Source organism: Embleya sp. NPDC059237 (assembly GCF_042754105.1).
In the GTDB taxonomy this organism is placed as follows: Bacteria; Actinomycetota; Actinomycetes; order Streptomycetales; family Streptomycetaceae; genus Embleya.
This window is the reverse complement of record NZ_JBHZAE010000002.1, coordinates 714,529-730,048: the sequence shown is the minus strand read 5'-3', so window position 1 is coordinate 730,048 and position 15,520 is coordinate 714,529. Positions and strand designations below refer to the sequence as shown.

At 72.2% G+C, this 15,520-nt stretch carries 12 protein-coding genes; 6 read left to right on the top strand and 6 right to left on the bottom strand.

What is annotated here, in order from left to right; translation table 11 throughout:
- Positions 1–540: 540 nt before the first annotated feature.
- From ACFXKZ_RS09975 to ACFXKZ_RS09965, 3 genes are all read left to right on the top strand, one after another.
- Positions 541–2,697 (top strand): MMPL family transporter, encoded by a 2,157-nt coding sequence (locus ACFXKZ_RS09975; RefSeq protein WP_379998419.1) that lies wholly within the window; start codon positions 541–543, stop codon positions 2,695–2,697.
- Positions 2,694–3,869 (top strand): sensor histidine kinase, encoded by a 1,176-nt coding sequence (locus ACFXKZ_RS09970; RefSeq protein WP_379998417.1) that lies wholly within the window; start codon positions 2,694–2,696, stop codon positions 3,867–3,869. Before ACFXKZ_RS09975 ends, ACFXKZ_RS09970 begins: the two co-directional genes overlap by 4 nt.
- Positions 3,870–3,975: 106 nt before the next feature.
- Complete coding sequence (locus ACFXKZ_RS09965) at positions 3,976–4,671, top strand: response regulator (protein WP_379998415.1); 696 nt, start codon at positions 3,976–3,978, stop codon at positions 4,669–4,671.
- A gap of 100 nt (positions 4,672–4,771) precedes the next feature.
- Here the strand turns inward: ACFXKZ_RS09965 and ACFXKZ_RS09960 are convergent, their stop codons facing one another.
- Both ACFXKZ_RS09960 and ACFXKZ_RS09955 read right to left on the bottom strand, forming a co-directional pair.
- Positions 4,772–5,776, bottom strand: coding sequence for a transporter substrate-binding domain-containing protein (locus ACFXKZ_RS09960; protein ID WP_379998413.1), 1,005 nt, complete (start codon positions 5,774–5,776; stop codon positions 4,772–4,774).
- 281 nt (positions 5,777–6,057) lie between these two features.
- Entirely contained in the window at positions 6,058–6,687 is a 630-nt protein-coding gene (locus tag ACFXKZ_RS09955) for a TetR family transcriptional regulator (protein ID WP_379998411.1), read from the bottom strand.
- A 140-nt stretch (positions 6,688–6,827) separates the two neighbouring features.
- On the opposite strand from ACFXKZ_RS09955, the gene ACFXKZ_RS09950 reads away from it, so the two are divergent.
- On the top strand, positions 6,828–7,982 hold the full coding sequence (locus ACFXKZ_RS09950) for an FAD-dependent oxidoreductase (protein WP_379998409.1): 1,155 nt from the start codon (positions 6,828–6,830) through the stop codon (positions 7,980–7,982).
- A gap of 86 nt (positions 7,983–8,068) precedes the next feature.
- On the opposite strand, the gene ACFXKZ_RS09945 is transcribed toward ACFXKZ_RS09950, so the two are convergent.
- Positions 8,069–9,376 carry a trans-sulfuration enzyme family protein gene (locus tag ACFXKZ_RS09945; protein WP_379998408.1) on the bottom strand — a complete coding sequence of 436 codons (1,308 nt, stop codon included), beginning with the start codon at positions 9,374–9,376 and terminating at the stop codon, positions 8,069–8,071.
- Positions 9,377–9,436: 60 nt separating this feature from the next.
- On the opposite strand from ACFXKZ_RS09945, the gene ACFXKZ_RS09940 reads away from it, so the two are divergent.
- Complete coding sequence (locus ACFXKZ_RS09940) at positions 9,437–9,943, top strand: Lrp/AsnC family transcriptional regulator (protein WP_379998406.1); 507 nt, start codon at positions 9,437–9,439, stop codon at positions 9,941–9,943.
- 15 nt (positions 9,944–9,958) lie between these two features.
- Here ACFXKZ_RS09940 and ACFXKZ_RS09935 read toward each other — a convergent pair whose 3' ends face one another.
- A complete protein-coding gene (locus ACFXKZ_RS09935; RefSeq protein ID WP_379998692.1) occupies positions 9,959–11,143 on the bottom strand; it encodes a low temperature requirement protein A in 1,185 nt (394 codons plus the stop codon).
- A gap of 902 nt (positions 11,144–12,045) precedes the next feature.
- Positions 12,046–13,299 carry a lactate 2-monooxygenase gene (locus ACFXKZ_RS09930; protein ID WP_379998404.1) on the bottom strand — a complete coding sequence of 418 codons (1,254 nt, stop codon included), beginning with the start codon at positions 13,297–13,299 and terminating at the stop codon, positions 12,046–12,048.
- A gap of 139 nt (positions 13,300–13,438) precedes the next feature.
- On the opposite strand from ACFXKZ_RS09930, the gene ACFXKZ_RS09925 reads away from it, so the two are divergent.
- Positions 13,439–14,719, top strand: coding sequence for an alpha/beta fold hydrolase (locus ACFXKZ_RS09925; protein WP_379998402.1), 1,281 nt, complete (start codon positions 13,439–13,441; stop codon positions 14,717–14,719).
- Between the two features lie 89 nt (positions 14,720–14,808).
- Here the strand turns inward: ACFXKZ_RS09925 and ACFXKZ_RS09920 are convergent, their stop codons facing one another.
- Positions 14,809–15,492, bottom strand: coding sequence for a GntR family transcriptional regulator (locus ACFXKZ_RS09920; RefSeq protein ID WP_379998400.1), 684 nt, complete (start codon positions 15,490–15,492; stop codon positions 14,809–14,811).
- Between the last annotated feature and the right edge of the window lie 28 nt (positions 15,493–15,520).

Here is a 15,520-nt window from a genome sequence, read left to right as displayed (position 1 = left end):
GATGCCGCTGGGGTTGGCGGCAGGCGTGGTTTGGTGGCTGATGCCGGCGCCTGATGGGACGAACGGGGGCCGCGGGGTTGTCCCCGTCTGGGCGGCACAGGGCCTCGCCATCGCCCCACGTCCGACGCGCGACTTCCGCCCTCCCCGCCGCATTCCGGCCCGGCCCGCGCGCCTGTGGTCCCTGCTCGTTGCCCGCGCCTGCTGCGGCGCCTCCGCCCTCGCCTCACGCGTGCTCCGCCCCGGTGTCCCCGTGTCCGCCCTCACTCCGTCCGTGCGTCGGTGGTCCTCGCGCGCCCGGCGCTGTCCGATCTCGGCGCCTGCACCCCCGCGTTGCGCTCCGCGTCTGCTGTCCGGGCCTTCACTGCTGCGCTGCGCGGTTCCTGCGGTCTTCACCGATGTACGTCGTGCTGCGCCGGCCCGCTGGGGAGGGGTGGGTTACTCCTCTGGGATTAGTGGGGGTTGCTTGACGTCGGGTGGAGTAATGCGGAGATCGGTCCTTGGCCGGACGAGTGGGGTGGGGTTGGGCGGAAGCCTTGGGGCATGGAGATTTTGGCGCGGGAAGAGAGCGGCTCGGGGGGCGACCCGGGTGTGCCCGTACGGTCACGGCCGCGGCCGTCGCGGCGGGGGCGGTTGTGGGGGTTGCCGTGGGTTGTGGTGGGCGGGTGGGTGTTGGTGGTGCTGGTGGCGGGGATGTTCGCCGCCAAGCTCGGTGACGTGCAGCGCAACGAGGCCGTGGACTACCTGCCCGCCAACGCCGAGTCCACCCAAGTGGCGCGGATCCAGGGCGGGTTGCCGGGCGGCGACGCCATGGACGTGCAGATCGTGTATCGCCGCGACGGCGGATTGACGCCCGCCGATCGGCAGACGGCCGCCGCGGGGGTCGCCGACGTGGTGGCTCGGCATCCGCTCGTGGGTGGCGCGGCGCCGGCCGCGCAGGAGTCGGTCGATCACACCACGCTGCGCTACGCGTTGTCCGTCGACCGCCGGGGCGCCGAACCGGACGACATCGTGCCGGACATCCGCACCCTCGTGGAGCGGCATCCCGACGGACTCAGCGTGCGTGTCGGTGGCCCCGGCGGCATCACGGCGGACATGCAGGAGGTGTTCTCGTCCATCGACGGGACGCTGATGCTCGCGAGCGTGCTCGTGGTGGCGGTATTGCTCATGCTGACCTACCGCAGCCCCTACCTCTGGATCGTCCCGCTCGTCTGCGCCGGAGTCGCCGTCGCCGTCGCGACGGCGACGGTGTACGGGTTGGTGCGCGCATTCGGGATCACCGTCACCGGGCAGAGCTCCGGCGTGCTGACGGTGCTCGTGTTCGGAGCGGGCACCGACTACGCGTTGCTCCTGGTGGCCCGCTACCGCGAGGAACTACGAGTACACGAACGGCCGTTGGTGGCCATGCTCGCCGCGCTGCGCGGTTGCGGGCCCGCCGTGCTGGCCTCGTCGGGGACGGTCGTGGTCGGGCTGCTCTGCCTCACCGCCGCCGATCTGAACAGCAGTCGGGGCATGGGGCCGGTCGGGGCGGTGGGCGTGGTGTGCGCGCTCGCGGTGATGACGACCCTGCTGCCGGCGATCCTCGTGTTGCTCGGGCGGCGGGTGTTCTGGCCGTTCGTGCCGGTGTTCGGGAGGGCGCCGAAGCTGGGGCGTGGGGCGTACGCGCGGATCGGAACGGCGGTGTCGCGGCGACCGATTGCCGTGCTCGTCGCGGGAGTGGTGCTGCTCGGGGCCGGGGCGTTGACCGCGTTCGGGTTGCCGGGCGCGCTGCGGCAGAGCGACGGCTTCACGAAGAAGCCCGAGTCGATCGTGGCCCAGGAGACGTTGAGCACGGCCTTCCCCGAGCAGTCCGGTGCGCCGATCGCGGTGCTGGCGCGGAGCGAGCGGGCCGGGGACGTGCTGGCGGCGGTGGGCTCGACCGAGGGGGTCGAGCATGTGCGTCAGGGACGAACGGCCGGTGGTTGGACGGAGATCCTGGCCTTCGCGAAGGATCGACCCGAGTCGGCCGGGGAGCATGCCACGATCGAACGCCTGCGTGCGGTACCGGATGCCCGGGTCGGCGGCCCCACCGCGCAGCAGATGGACACCGCGCACACCACGGCCAGGGACCGCCGCGTCGTTGTGCCGCTCGTACTGCTCGCGGTATTGCTGGTGTTGATCGTGCTGTTGCGCAGCCTGGTGGCGCCGCTGATTCTGGTCGCCGCCGTCGGCTTGGTCTGGGCGGCGTCGCTCGGACTGGGCGGGCTGGTCTTCGAGCACGGCTTCGGGTACGCGGGCGTGGACGCGCAAACGCCGCTGCTGACCTTCGTGTTCCTGGTCGCGCTCGGGGTGGACTACGGCATCTTCCTGATGCACCGCGTGCGGGAGATGGCGCTGCGCGGGGATTCGGTGCGGATTGCCGCGCCGGCCGCGCTGGAGACCACGGGCGGGGTGATCGCCTCGGCCGGGTTCGTGCTCGCGGCGACCTTCTCGGTCCTCGCGCTGCTGCCGCTGGTCTCCCTCGTGGAACTCGGATTCGTGGTCGCGGTGGGGGTGTTGATCGATACGTTCCTGGTCCGGACGTTCCTGGTCACCGCGGCGAGCGTGGCGCTGGATCGGTGGATCTGGTGGCCCGGCCCGCTGTCCCGACGGCCCGCGCGGGACACGACCGGGACCCGGCAGGCGCAACCGCCCGTGTCGACCCGGAAGATGGCGGTGTGACGACACGAACGAGGTGGGGTGGGGCGTCCGTCGCGGACGCCCTGCTCGCCGTCCTGTTGGCGGCGGGGGCGCTCGGCGCGGCGCAGGTGTGGTCGGCGCAGCGGGCGCTGGACCCGGTCGGGGTGGTGCTGCTGGTCGGTGCCACGATTCCGCTCGCCTGGCGTCGGGTCCGGCCGGGAACGGTGCTGGTGCTGACGTTCGCGCTCACCGTGCCCTATCACCACCGCGAATACCTGCACGAGAGCGCCGCGGTGCCGGCGTTGGTGGCGTTGGGGACATACGCGGCGTACGTGCGGCGCGGGGCGGCCGTCGTGGTCGGCGTGGCGGCGCTGACCGTGGCGGTCGTGGCGATGACCCTGGGCGGTACCGACGGGCCGAGCTGGCGCGATCGTTGCGGGATGGCGGGCTGGGTGGTCGCGGCGGTGGTCGCGGGCCAGGCGTGGCGCAGCCATCACGACTACGTGAGCGCGATCATCGATCGGGCCGAGCGCGCCGAACGCACCCGGGACGAGGTGGCCCGGCGGCGGGTCGCCGAGGAACGCCTGCGGATCGCACGAGACTTGCACGATCTGCTGGCGCACAGCATCACGCTGATCGGCGTCCAGGCGGGGGTGGCCGCGCACCTCGCCGCGCAGGAGCCGCCGGCCGACCCTACGGTCATGGTGGGCGCGTTGGACACGATCGCGCAGACCTGTCGGGACGCCCGCCACGAACTGCGGGCCACGCTCGCGGTGTTGCGCGATGCCGAAGAGGTCGCGTCGTACGAGGCGGTGCCGGGCCTGGCCGGTCTCGACGGCCTGGTCCCGCTGGCGGGCGCGGCCCGCTCCGCCGGCATCGACGTCACCCTGACCGGACACGACGGCCCGACGCCCGCGCCCGAGGTGGGCGTCGCCGTATACCGGATCGTGCAGGAGGCGCTGACGAACGTGGTCAAGCACTCGCATGCGCGCACGGTCCGGGTCGAACTGAGCGCCGAAGACACCGAGTTGCGGGTGCGCGTGGTCGACGACGGGCACGCGAACGGGGTCGGGGAGGGCACCGGCTTCGGCATTCTCGGAATGACCGAACGGGCCCGCAGCGTTGGTGGCACGTTGGTCGCGGGCCCGGCTCCCGAGGGCGGGTTCGCGGTCTCGGCGGTGTTGCCGATGGCACGGTCGGAGGGCGCGGGGTGAAGGCGACTTCGTCGTGCCGACTGCCCGGCCGCGCCGGTTGTGCCGGCCGTGCCGACCGTCCCGACCGCCCCGGCCGGCGGGTTTCGGATGAACGGGGGAGTGTGTGATGGGCGATGCCTTGCGGGTGTTGCTGGCCGACGATCAGCATCTGGTGCGGTCGGCGTTCGCGATGTTGGTGTCCTCGGCGGCCGACATGGAGGTGGTCGGTGAGGCCGCCGACGGGCGGGCCGCGCTGGAACTCGCCCGGGAGTGCAGGCCGGACGTCGTGGTGATGGACATCCGGATGCCGATCCTGGACGGCATCGAGGCGACGCGGCTGATCGCGGCGGATCCGGAGTTGTCCCGGATCCGGGTGCTGGTGTTGACGACCTACGAGGACGACGAGAACGTGCTGGCCGCGTTGCGCGCCGGTGCCGGCGGGTTCCTGGTCAAGGACACGCGCCCGGCCGAACTCCTGGCCGCCATCCGCACGATCGGGGCCGGCGAGGCGCTGCTGTCGCCCGGCCCGACCGCACGGTTGATCTCGCGCGTGTTGCGGATGCCGGCGACGGCGAGCACGGGTACGCCGGGCTCGGCTCGGGTGGCCGACCTGTCGGCGCGCGAACGCGAGGTGTTGACGCTGGTCGGACGAGGGCTGACGAACGCGGAGATCGGCACGCTGCTCGGGCTCAGCCCGCTGACCGCCAAGACGCACGTGAGCCGCATCATGGCCCGGCTCGGCGCCCGGGACCGGCCGCAACTGGTGGTCATCGCCTACGAGTCTGGGCTGATCGTGCCGGGGGACGACCTGTCGCCGACGTAGCGTTCGACAACGGTGCACCGCGACCGCGACCGCCGCCACCACCCCGACCCCGCCCGGGCGACGGACGAGCCGCGCCGCCCGCCCGGCTCCGCGCGCCCGCTCAGTCGCGGTACTCCGCCTCCGGCGCCGTCACACCCCCCGACTCCGGGATGTAGCGACCCAGGTAGGTGTCGAACAACCGACGCCAGGTGCCGTCGTGCCGGATGCGTTCGAGGGACGCGTTGACGAAGCGGACCAAGTCCGGTTTGCCCTTGCCGATTTCGAGCCCGTAGGGCTCGCTGGTCAACTTGGGCCCGACCACGCGGATGAAGCGGTCCTGCGCCTGGAGGCCGGCCATGACGGTGTCGTCGCCGACCGCCGCGTCGGCCTGGCCCTGCTGGATGCGGACGAGGCAGTCCGTCCAGTTGTCGCCGGTGACGTCGACCAGGCCCCGCGTGGTGTGTACCGCGTCCGCGGCGGTGGTGCCGCCGACCGTACACACCCTGGTCCCGGTCGGCAGACCGGCGAGGCCCTTCGTGTGGTCGGCGCCCGCGGCCGGGGTGTCGTCGACGATCAGTACCCGCTGGCCCGACTCGTAGTAGACCGAGCTGAAGTCGACCACGGCCCGCCGACGGCAGTTGACGGTGACGGACTTCGCCACGATGTCCACCGTGCCGTCCGCGACCGACTGTTCGCGGATGTTGTTCGGCACCACCCGAAAGCGCAGTCGGCTCGGGTCGTTGCCGCCGAACAGGTCCGCGGTGATCTCCCGCACCAGGTCGACGTCGAAGCCCTTGAGCCGGTTGTGGTCGGTCACGTCGGCGTAGCCGAACGGGTAGGCGCTCTGGTCGATCCCGACGGTCAGGTAGCCCCGCTCCAGGATGCGGGTGAGCGAGCCCTCGGTACGGTAGTCGGCCGCGCGGGGCGGGCCGGGGGCGGGCCGCAGGCTCGCGGTGGGGCTTCCGCAGGCGGCGGGTGGTTCGCCGGCGGCTCCGGGAGCGAACCCGGGTGCGGTCGCCCCGGCGTCGGGGCGTCCGGTGGGCGAGGCGGCGGGTGCGCCGGACGTCGTGGAGCGGGCGGACGTACACGACGCCAGCGCCGCGAGCACGATCAGCACGATCGCCATCGACAGCGCGGATGTCGGCCGAAGCGTGCGTCTCCGGCATGGCCCAAGCCGCATCCCTCGGTCGCCCCGGCGTCGCGGGTGTCGAGCCGCCGCGCGCGGCGCCCACCCGTCGGGACGCCGAAGTCCGGTGAACGGTAGGGCCCGAAGCGGGCGGCGGGCCGTGCGATGCGGTCGAACCGCGTGCCTGTACATGACGCGCCACCTCCCGGGGCGGTGTGCGCGACACCGCTCGACGCAGCCGATACGGCCTCGATCGAGACGCTACCGGGCGAACTCGCGGACTACCGGGGGTAATCCCCCGAATCGTCGAGACCGTACGCGGGTGCCCGATCGGCGTCGGAACCGTCGGCCCCCAGGCTCCCCGTCAAGCAGCGTTGGATCTGGGGGCCGAGCCAGGCGACCACCTCGGGATGCGTCATGGCCACGATCGGCGGCAGCCGCAGGACGTATCGGCACAGGGCGAGGCCGAGCACCTGGGTGGCGATCAGGCCGGCGCGCCGGGGGGCCTCGGCGGGGTTCGGGCAGGTGCGGAGTACGAGCGGGGCGAGCTGGTCCGCGAATACCGCGCGCATACGCTCGGCGGCGTCGTCGTTCGTCACCCCGGTCCGCAGCAGGATCAGCATCGCCTCGTCCCCCTCCCACCGGTCGAGGAAGTGCGCCGAGAGCACCGCTCCGAGCTGCGAGCGCGGGACCGCATCGAGCGCGGGCAACCGCAGATCGACGTCCGCCGCAGCGGCGAACAACTTCTCCTTCGTGCCGAAGTAACGCATCACCATCGACGGATCGATCGCCGCATCCGAGGCGATCGCCCGAATAGTGGCCCGCTCGTAGCCGTCGGCGCCGAATCGTTCCCGGGCGGCGGCCAGGATCACGGCCTTGGTCTCGATGGACGACCTTCGCGGAGTATTCATGCCAACGATTGTAGGCCAACGCATGTTGACTTACCGTCGCGGGAGCGCCATGGTTATGCCAACAAGCGTTGGCCAACAAACGTTGGCCAACGGGCCCGGGCTTCGATCCCGGCCTCCGATCCCCACCCGAGGAGCCCCCGATGAGCACCCGACTCCCCGCCACCACCGACGTCCTCGTCGTCGGCGCCGGCCCCGCCGGACTGACCCTCGCCCTGGCCCTCGCCGCCCAGGGCCGGGACGTCACCGTCGTCGACGCCCACACGGCCGCCGAGCAGACCTCGCGCGCCGCCGTCGTGCACGCCCGCACCCTCGAGGTACTGGCCCCGCTCGGAGTCGCCGCGCCGCTCGTCGCGCAGGGCATCCCCGCGCCGACGTTCACCGTCCGCGACCGGGACCGCGTGGTGGTCCGGATCGACTTCACCGACCTGCCCACGGAGTACCCGTACTCGCTGATGGTCTCCCAGGCCACCACCGAGGCCGCCCTCCTCGACCGCCTTACCGCACTCGGCGGCACCGTCCTGCGGCCGTACCGGGTGACCTCCCTCGACCAGGACGCCGACGGCGTGACCGCGACCTTCGAGAGCGGCGAACGTCTCCGCGCCGGCTGGGTGGTCGGCGCCGACGGCATGCACAGCACGGTGCGCGACCAGGCCGGGATCGGCTTCCAGGGCGGCACCTACGCCGAGTCGTTCGTCCTCGCCGACGTACGGCTGAGCGGCGCGGTCGCGGCCGACGAGGTGGTCCTGTACTTTGCGCCCGCCGGCCTCGTCGTGCTCGCCCCGCTCCCGGGCGGTCGGCACCGGATCGTCGCGCCGGTCGCCGACGCGCCGCACGAGCCGTCGGCGGCCTACGTCCAGGAACTCCTCGACGTACGCGGTTCGAAGACCGGCCGCGTGGTGGTCGAGGAGGTCGTCTGGGGATCGCGCTTCCGGGTTCACCACCGGATCGCCGACACCTACCGCGCGGGCCGGATCCTGCTCGCCGGCGACGCCGCCCACATACACAGCCCGGCCGGTGGCCAGGGCATGAACGCCGGCATCCTCGACGCGGTGACCCTGGCCGAGGCGCTGGGCTCGGTACTCGACGGCGGCCCCACCACGGCCCTGGACACCTACGGCGCCACCCGCCGCCCGATCGCCGAACGCATCGTCAGGCTCGCCGACCGGATGACCCGGGTGGCCACCCTCACCCCGGCGCTGCGCCCCCTGCGCAACACCGTGCTGCGCACGCTCACCCGGATCCCCGCCGTGCGCCGCCGACTCGCCCTGCAACTCTCGGGCTTGACCTACCGCTGACCCCGCCGGGGCCGGCCGCGCCGCGAAGTGCACCGCCACCGATCCCCGGCCCGCGCGGACTCCGGACCCACCCCGGCCCCGCCCCCTCAGACCCCCACCGGCCACAGCGCCGCGCCCGGCGCCGCGTCGCCCACCCCGACCTGCGCGTCCGGAACCGGCGATGCCCCGACGTGCTCGACGCCCGTCCGGTCCAGCGCCGCCGACAGGTCCGCCCACAGGTCCGCCTCGTGTTCCAGGCCGATCGACAGGCGGAGCAGGTGCGGACCGATGTCGCCTTCGGTGCGCGCCGCGTCGTCGATGACCCGGTGGGTCAGCGAAGCCGGGTGCTGGATCAGGGTGTCGACGCCGCCGAGGCTCACGGCGGGGGTGATCAGGCGGAGAGCGCCGACCAGCCGCATCGGGTCGCCGGTCGGTTCGAAGGCCACCAGGGCGCCGCCGATGCTCGGATAGTGCACCCGCGCCACCGCCGGGTGTGCGGCCAGTCGGGCGGCCAGCGCGGCGGCCGTCGCGGAGGCCCTGGCGACGCGGATCGGCAGGGTCGCGAGGCCGCGCAGCAGCAGATAGCCCGCCAGGGGATGCAGCAACGCGCCCGTCGCGAACCGGATTTGCCGCAGCGCCTTGGCCCACTCCGGATCACAGGCCACCACGCCGCCGAGCACGTCGCCGTGTCCGCCCAGGAACTTGGTCGCACTGTGCAGGACCAGACGGGCACCCGAGGACGCCGGCTGCTGCAGGACCGGTGTGGCGAACGTGTTGTCCACCAGCAGCGGTATCTCGCCCGCCTGCACCGCGAGTTCGGCCAGATCGAGTTCGGCCAGCGTCGGATTGGCCGGTGTCTCGACCATGACCAGGCCCGTGTCGGGCCGCAACGCCGCGGCCACGCCGTCCGGTTCGACCCAGGTGACCTCGGTGCCGAGCAGGCCGCCGGAGAGCAGGTGGTCGGTGGTGCCGTACAGCGGCCGGACCGCGACCACGTGCCGTCGGCCCTGCGCGGCGGCGGCGAGCAGGCACGCGGTGACCGCCGCCATGCCGGTCGCGAACGCCACCGCGTCGGCGCAGCCCTCCAGTTCGGCGAGCGCCTGCTCGAAGCGGCGCACGGTCGGATTGGTCAGCCGACCGTAGATCGCCGAGCCGTCGGGCAACTCGCCCTCCGCGTAGGCGTCCAGGGCGAGGGCCGCGGCCGGCAGGTCCGGCAGGGGATAGGTGGTCGACAGGTCGATCGGCACGGCGTGTACGCCCAGCGCGGCCAGGTCGTCGCGGCCGGCGTGTACCGCGCGGGTCTCGAACGTGTGCCGCGCGAGGGGTCCGGCGGGGGTGGAGCCGGCAGGGGTGAGGCCGGCGGGCGCGGTGTCGGTGCGGCCGGCGGTGGCGGGGGAGTCCGGTCGAAGGTCCATGGACGTCATCCTGGGGCGACCTCCGGAGAAGCTGCCCGGACGCCGAATTATCATCGCCGAATGAGCCAATCCATCGCCCTCGATCCGACCGACCTCGGCATTCTCCGGGCTCTTCAGAACGATGCCCGGATCAGCAACAAGGCGCTCGCGGCCGAGGTCGGCATAGCGCCCTCGACCTGCCTGGACCGGGTGGCCCGGATGCGCGCCGCCGGGGTGGTGAAGGGCGCGACGGTGGAGGTGGACGCGGCGGCGCTCGGGCGACCGCTGCAGGCGATGCTCGCGGTGCGGGTACGGCCCCACCACCGCGTGGTGCTCAACCCGTTCGTCGGGCATGTGCTGAAGCTGCCGGAGACCCGCGCGCTGTACCACCTCGCGGGTCCCGACGACTTCCTCGTGCACGTCGCGGTCGCCGACGCGACCGGGCTGCAACGGCTGGTGGTGGACGGCTTCACGGCGCGTACCGAGGTGACCCAGGTGCACACGATGCTGATCTTCCAGCAGTGGTCCGGCGGTCCGCTCCTCCCGCCCGAACCGTCGGTGCCCGCACGGCGCCTGACGGCGGGTTAGCGGTACACCCCGGACTCAGTCGGCCTCGGGCACCGGCTCCGGGCGCGGGTCGACGTCGCCGGCGCCCTCGCCCTGTCGGGCGGACAACACCACCCCTGCGGCCACGGTCAGCGCCGCCACCGCTCCGGCCGCCGGCACCGCCGCCTCGCCCAGGAACGTGCAGGCCAGGACCAGGACCGCGGCGCTCGGCAGCAGTATCTGCTGGGCGGCGCCGCGCTTGTGGTGGCGGGCGTGCAGCGCCCATGTGGTGACCAGGAACAGCCCCGCGGGGACCGTGACGCTCGCCGCGGCGGCGACGTCGGAGATGTGCGCCTCGCCGACGGCCTGCTCGACGGCGACTTCGAGACCGGCCCCGATCGCGGCGGCGGAGCCGAAGATCACGTAGTGGCCGTAGCCCCACAGGAACGCCTGACGGCTGGATTGCAGGTATTCGTGGATCGGTGCCGCGAAGTAGATCCAATAGGCCGCGAACACGATCAGTAGCCCGCCGGCGGCGATCGGCAACAACTCGTCCAGTGCGGCCTGGTCGTCGAGCGCGGTCTGGATCGCGACGGTCGCGGCGGACACGCTCTCGCCGAGCATGATGATGGTGAACAGGCCGTAGCGCTCGGCGATGTGATGCGGATGCCAGCTGGTGGAGCGCCCGCGTTCGGCGATGGCCGGTACCGCCATCTCGGCGATCGCCAGCGGCGGGAAGCCCCAGTTCCAGGCGGCGTCGGGGAGGAGCAGGAGCACCACCCAGCCGATCTGGACCAGCACCACGCCGGCCGCGTAGCGCAGCGCGGTGCGGCGGGCGGCCGGGTCGGTCTCGTCGTGGGCCGCGCGCAGCCACTGGAAGGTCAGCGCGAGGCGCATGATCAGGTAGCCGACGATGGCGACCGTGTAGTCGCTGTTCTCGAACGCGCGCGGGACACCGGCGGCCAGGACCAGGACACCGGTGATCTGGACGAGCGTGGCGACGCGGTACAGCGGGTCGTCGCAGTCGTACGCGGAGGCGAACCAGGTGAAGTTGACCCATGCCCACCAGATCGCGAAGAACACGAGCAGGTATCCCGTGATCCCGTGCCCGGGGTGGCCTTCCGCGAGCGAGTGCACCAGGCGGCTGCCGGCTTGCGCGACGGCTACCACGAAGGTCAGGTCGAAGAACAACTCCAACGGCGTGGATGCGCGGTGCGGCTCCGTGGAACTGCGCGAGGTCATGCGGCGCAGGATGGCGGTGGGGCGCGCGGGGTTGGTCACGGGGTGGGTCCTCTCGATCCGGGCGTGATCATGCGCGGAGGGTATCCGAGAGGGGCGGGCAAAACGGGGTAATCTCAGCGGGCGGTGTCGTCGAGGTGACCTGGGGTCGACGGGGTGGCCGGCCTGCGGTTGTCCTCAAACGCCGGACGGGCTGGGGGGTTGGTGGGCTCGCGCTGTGATGTTGCGCCGTGCGTTGGGTTGCGTTTGTGGTGTCCTCAAGCGCCGGACGGGCTGAGGTGGGTGGGCTCGCGCTGTGTTGTGCCGTGATGCGGTCGGTTGCGCAGGCGTTGTCCTCAAACGCCGGACGGGCTGAGGTGGGTGGGCTCGCGCGCTGTGTTGTGCCGTGATGCGGTCGGTTGCGCAGGCGTTGTCCTCAAACGCCGGACGGGCTGGGGTTGGTTGGTGCTCGTGTGATGTGTTGACGTGCGGTGAGTGGCGCGGGTGTTTTCAAGCGCCGGATGGCTGGGTTGGTTGGCTTGCGCTGTGATGTGTCGCTGAGTGTTGGGTGGCGTTTGTGGTGTCCTCAAACGCCGGACGGGCTGAGGTTGGTGGGCTCGTGCGCTGGGATGTGCCGTGATGTGGTTGGTGGCGCAGGCGTTGTCCTCAAGCGCCGGACGGGCTGGAGGGGTGCTGGATGGGCTGGAGCGTGCCGGAGGGGCTGGATGCCGGACGGCTCGGAGGGGTGCCGGACGGGCCGGAGCGTGTCGGACCGGCTGGAGGGTGCCGGACGGGCCGGAGCGTGTCGGACGGGCTGGAGGGTGCCGGGCTGGCCGGAGAGCGTTGGGCAGGCCGGAGAGCGTCGGACTGGCCGGAGGGTGTTGGGTGGGATGGAGAAGGTTGGGTGGGTTCGGGTTGGTTGGCGGTTAGGCCAGGGTTGAAGGGGTTAGGGTTTGTGGGTGGGTGTGGCCTGACAGGGACATGGATAGGTCGAACTCGGCCAGTAGGCAGCGGAGTACGTGGGTGATGCCTGGGGTGCCGCCCAGGGCCAGGCCGCAGATGTAGGGGCGGCCCAGGAGGACTGCGCGGGCGCCGAGGGCCAGGGCCTTGAGGATGTCGGTGCCGGTGCGTACGCCGCTGTCGAACAGGACCGTCAGGTCGTTGCCCACCGCTGCTGCGATCTGCGGCAGGGCATCCAACGCCGGGATTGCGCCGTCCAGTTGGCGGCCGCCGTGGTTGCTGACCACGATGCCGTCCATGCCCGCGTCTCGGGCCTTTCGGGCGTCGTCGGGGTGGAGGACGCCCTTGAGGACGATCGGGCCGATCCAGTTGTCGCGCAGGAACGCCAGGTCGGACCAGGTTTTGGTCGGGTCGGAGAACATTCCGGCCCAGTGCACGATCGCGGCCATCGGGTCCTCGGCGATCGGGCGGCTCAGGCCGGCCAGGAAGGCCGGGTCGCTCAGGTAGTTGGCCAGGCCGATGTGCCGCAGGAAGGGCAGGTACGCCCGGTCCAGGTCGGTCGGCCGCCAGCCCAGATACCAGGTGTCCAGGGTGACCACCAGTGCGGTGTAGCCGGCCGCCCGCGCCCGGGCGAGCAGGCTGATGGTCACGTCGTCGTCGCGAGGCCAGTAGAGCTGGAACCACCGGGGGCCCGAGCCGGACGCGGCGGCGACCTCCTCCAGGGAGTACGAGGACGCGGTGCTCAACACCATCGGCAGCCCGAGCCCGGCCGCCGCCCGCGCGGTCGCCAACTCGCCCTCGGGATGCACGATCGACTGCACGCCGACCGGCCCGAGCAACACCGGCGCGGGCGAGTCGGTGCCCAATACCGAGCAGGACAGGTCCCGGGCGCCCACGTCCCGCAACATGCGCGGAACGATCCGGCGCCGCTCGAACGCCTCGCGATTGGCCCGCATCGTCGCGCCCTCGCCCGCGCCGCCCAGTACGTAGCCGCGCGGCCCCGGATCGAGCCGTTCGCGCGCCGCCTCCTCCAACGCGCTCGCGCCCGTGGGGTACGGGGGTGTCTCCCCGGTCAGCAGTCCGTCGAGGTAGATCGAGTCCTGAAACGCGGAGAAGGGCCCGGCGGTCTGCGCCGTACCGGCCTGCGGCTCACCGGACTGCGCCTCACCGGGCTGCGGCCCATCGGCCTGCGCACCATCGGACACCGGGCCATCGAGCATGACTGACACCCTTTCGCCGCACGGGATCCCGCAGAACCCTGCCGCAGCAATCTTCCCGATGCGGCGGGACAACAAGCACCTTCCTCCGGTGGAATGTCACAGCACACCCGAACGCCACGCACCCAGGGGAGGAATCCGCATGACCCGCACGACCCGCATCACCCGGATCCCGGGGATGGCCCTCACCGATCACACCTTCGTCGTCCCGCTCGACCACGCGCGTCCCGACGGGCCGACCATCGAGGTCTTCGCCCGCGAGGTGGTCGATCCCACCGCGACGGGTCGCAACCGGCCGTGGTTGTGCTTCTTCCAGGGCGGCCCGGGCCAGAAGGCGCAGCGGCCCCCACGCGCCAACGGCTGGCTGGCCCGTGCGCTGAAGACCCACCGGGTGCTGCTGCTCGACCAACGCGGTACCGGACGCAGCACGCCTGTCACACCGAGCCTGGCGGCGCGCACCCCACCCGACGAACTCGACGCCCTGCTACGGCACATGCGCGCGGACTCGATCGTCGCCGACGCCGAGCTGATCCGCCGTCGACTATGCGGCGACGAGCCGTGGGAGACGCTCGGCCAGAGCTACGGCGGCTTCATCACCCTCGCGTATCTCTCCCGAGCCCCCGAGGCGCTGAAGTCCTGTTACGTCACCGGGGGTTTGATCGGCCTGGACGTCACCGCCGAGGACGTCTACCACCGCACCTACCCGAGGGTGCGGACCAAGAACGCCGAGTACTACGCACGCTACCCGGACGACGTGGAGGCGGTTCGCCGGCTCGCCGACCACCTGGCCGCGCATGACGTGCGGCTGCCCGACGGTGACCGACTGACCGTGCGCCGACTGCAGTTCCTCGGCTCGGTGTTCGGCATGGGCGACGGTTTCGAGCGGGTGCACTGGATGCTGGACGAGGCGTGGGACGGCGACCGGGTCTCGGACACCTTCCGTGCCGCCGCCATGCAGGCCACCGCGCTGACCGACCAACCGCTGTGGGCCGTGCTCCAGGAGCCGATCTACGGGCAGGGCAAGGTCGCCACCGGGTGGGCCGCCGAGAAGGTGCGCGCGGGGCTGCCGGAGTTCGCGGAGAGTGCCGATCCGCTGCTGTTCACCGGGGAGATGATGTACCCCTGGATGTTCGAGGAGATGGCCGCGCTGCGCCCGTTCCGCGAGGCCGCCCACCTGTTGGCCGAGCAGCACGACTGGCCCGTCCTGTACGACGTCGAGCGACTGCGCGCGAACGCCGTCCCGGTGGCCGCGGCGGTCTATTTCGACGACATGTACGTGGACGCCGACCTGTCCCTGGAGACCGCGCGCGAGGTGGGCAACCTGCGCGCGTGGGTCACCAACGAGTGGGAGCACGACGGCTCCCACGCCTCCGGCGGCGCGGTCCTCGGCCGTCTGATGGACATGGTCGCCGGCAAGGTTTGACACCGCCGACCGGGCCCGGTCGGCGGTGGGCACGTGATCCGGGGGTGCGGAGCCGGCGACGCGACGTCGATCCCGATCCCGCCCCCGGCTCAGCCCTCCCGCTCCGGCCCCGCCCACAGATTGCGGACGTGGCCGATGTGCCGGGCCATCACCTGCTCGGCCGCGGCCGGGTCGCCGCTGTCGAGCGCGTCGAGCAGTTCGAGGTGCTCGGCGGCGGACGCGGCGAGTCGGCCGCCGCGCGCGAGCCGGGACAGCCCGTACAGGCGCGACCGTTTGCGCAGATCGCCGACCACCCGGACCAGGTGTTCGTTGCCCGCCAGCGCGAGCAGCGACAGGTGGAAGCGGCGGTCCGCCTCCACGTACCTGATCAGGTCGCCCGCCTCGGCCGCCGCGACGATCTCCTCGGCGACCGGGCGCAGCGCGGCGGTCTCGGCCGGGGTGACCACGCCCGCGAGGCGGGCCACCACCGGAACCTCGATCAGCGCGCGCACCTCGGTGAACTCGTCCAACTCGCGGTCGGACAGCTCGGTGACGCGAAATCCCTTGTTGCGTACGGCCTCGACCAGTCCCTCGTTGGCGAGGTCGAGCATCGCTTCACGCACGGGCGTCGGCGACACGCCGAACTGAGCGGCCAACGCGGGCGCGGAATAGACCACGCCCGGCCGCATCTCACCCGCGATCAACGCCGCGCGCAACTCTCGTGCCACCCGATCCCGCAGGATCGGTCGATCGTCGAAGGACGGCAGCGCGAGCGCTCCGTGTCCCGTGTCCATGGTGCCTCCTCCCGCCATGTTACTGACG

What these genes read in the sequence shown, in the direction of transcription:
- ACFXKZ_RS09975 (WP_379998419.1), top strand. Translation starts at nt 541, where the DNA reads ATGGAGATTTTGGCGCGGGAAGAGAGCGGCTCGGGGGGCGACCCGGGT.
- ACFXKZ_RS09965 (WP_379998415.1), top strand. Translation starts at nt 3,976, where the DNA reads ATGGGCGATGCCTTGCGGGTGTTGCTGGCCGACGATCAGCATCTGGTG.
- ACFXKZ_RS09960 (WP_379998413.1), bottom strand. Translation starts at nt 5,776, where the DNA reads ATGGCGATCGTGCTGATCGTGCTCGCGGCGCTGGCGTCGTGTACGTCC.
- ACFXKZ_RS09955 (WP_379998411.1), bottom strand. Translation starts at nt 6,687, where the DNA reads ATGAATACTCCGCGAAGGTCGTCCATCGAGACCAAGGCCGTGATCCTG.
- ACFXKZ_RS09950 (WP_379998409.1), top strand. Translation starts at nt 6,828, where the DNA reads ATGAGCACCCGACTCCCCGCCACCACCGACGTCCTCGTCGTCGGCGCC.
- ACFXKZ_RS09945 (WP_379998408.1), bottom strand. Translation starts at nt 9,376, where the DNA reads ATGGACCTTCGACCGGACTCCCCCGCCACCGCCGGCCGCACCGACACC.
- ACFXKZ_RS09940 (WP_379998406.1), top strand. Translation starts at nt 9,437, where the DNA reads ATGAGCCAATCCATCGCCCTCGATCCGACCGACCTCGGCATTCTCCGG.
- ACFXKZ_RS09935 (WP_379998692.1), bottom strand. Translation starts at nt 11,143, where the DNA reads ATGACCTCGCGCAGTTCCACGGAGCCGCACCGCGCATCCACGCCGTTG.
- ACFXKZ_RS09930 (WP_379998404.1), bottom strand. Translation starts at nt 13,299, where the DNA reads ATGCTCGATGGCCCGGTGTCCGATGGTGCGCAGGCCGATGGGCCGCAG.
- ACFXKZ_RS09925 (WP_379998402.1), top strand. Translation starts at nt 13,439, where the DNA reads ATGACCCGCACGACCCGCATCACCCGGATCCCGGGGATGGCCCTCACC.
- ACFXKZ_RS09920 (WP_379998400.1), bottom strand. Translation starts at nt 15,492, where the DNA reads ATGGACACGGGACACGGAGCGCTCGCGCTGCCGTCCTTCGACGATCGA.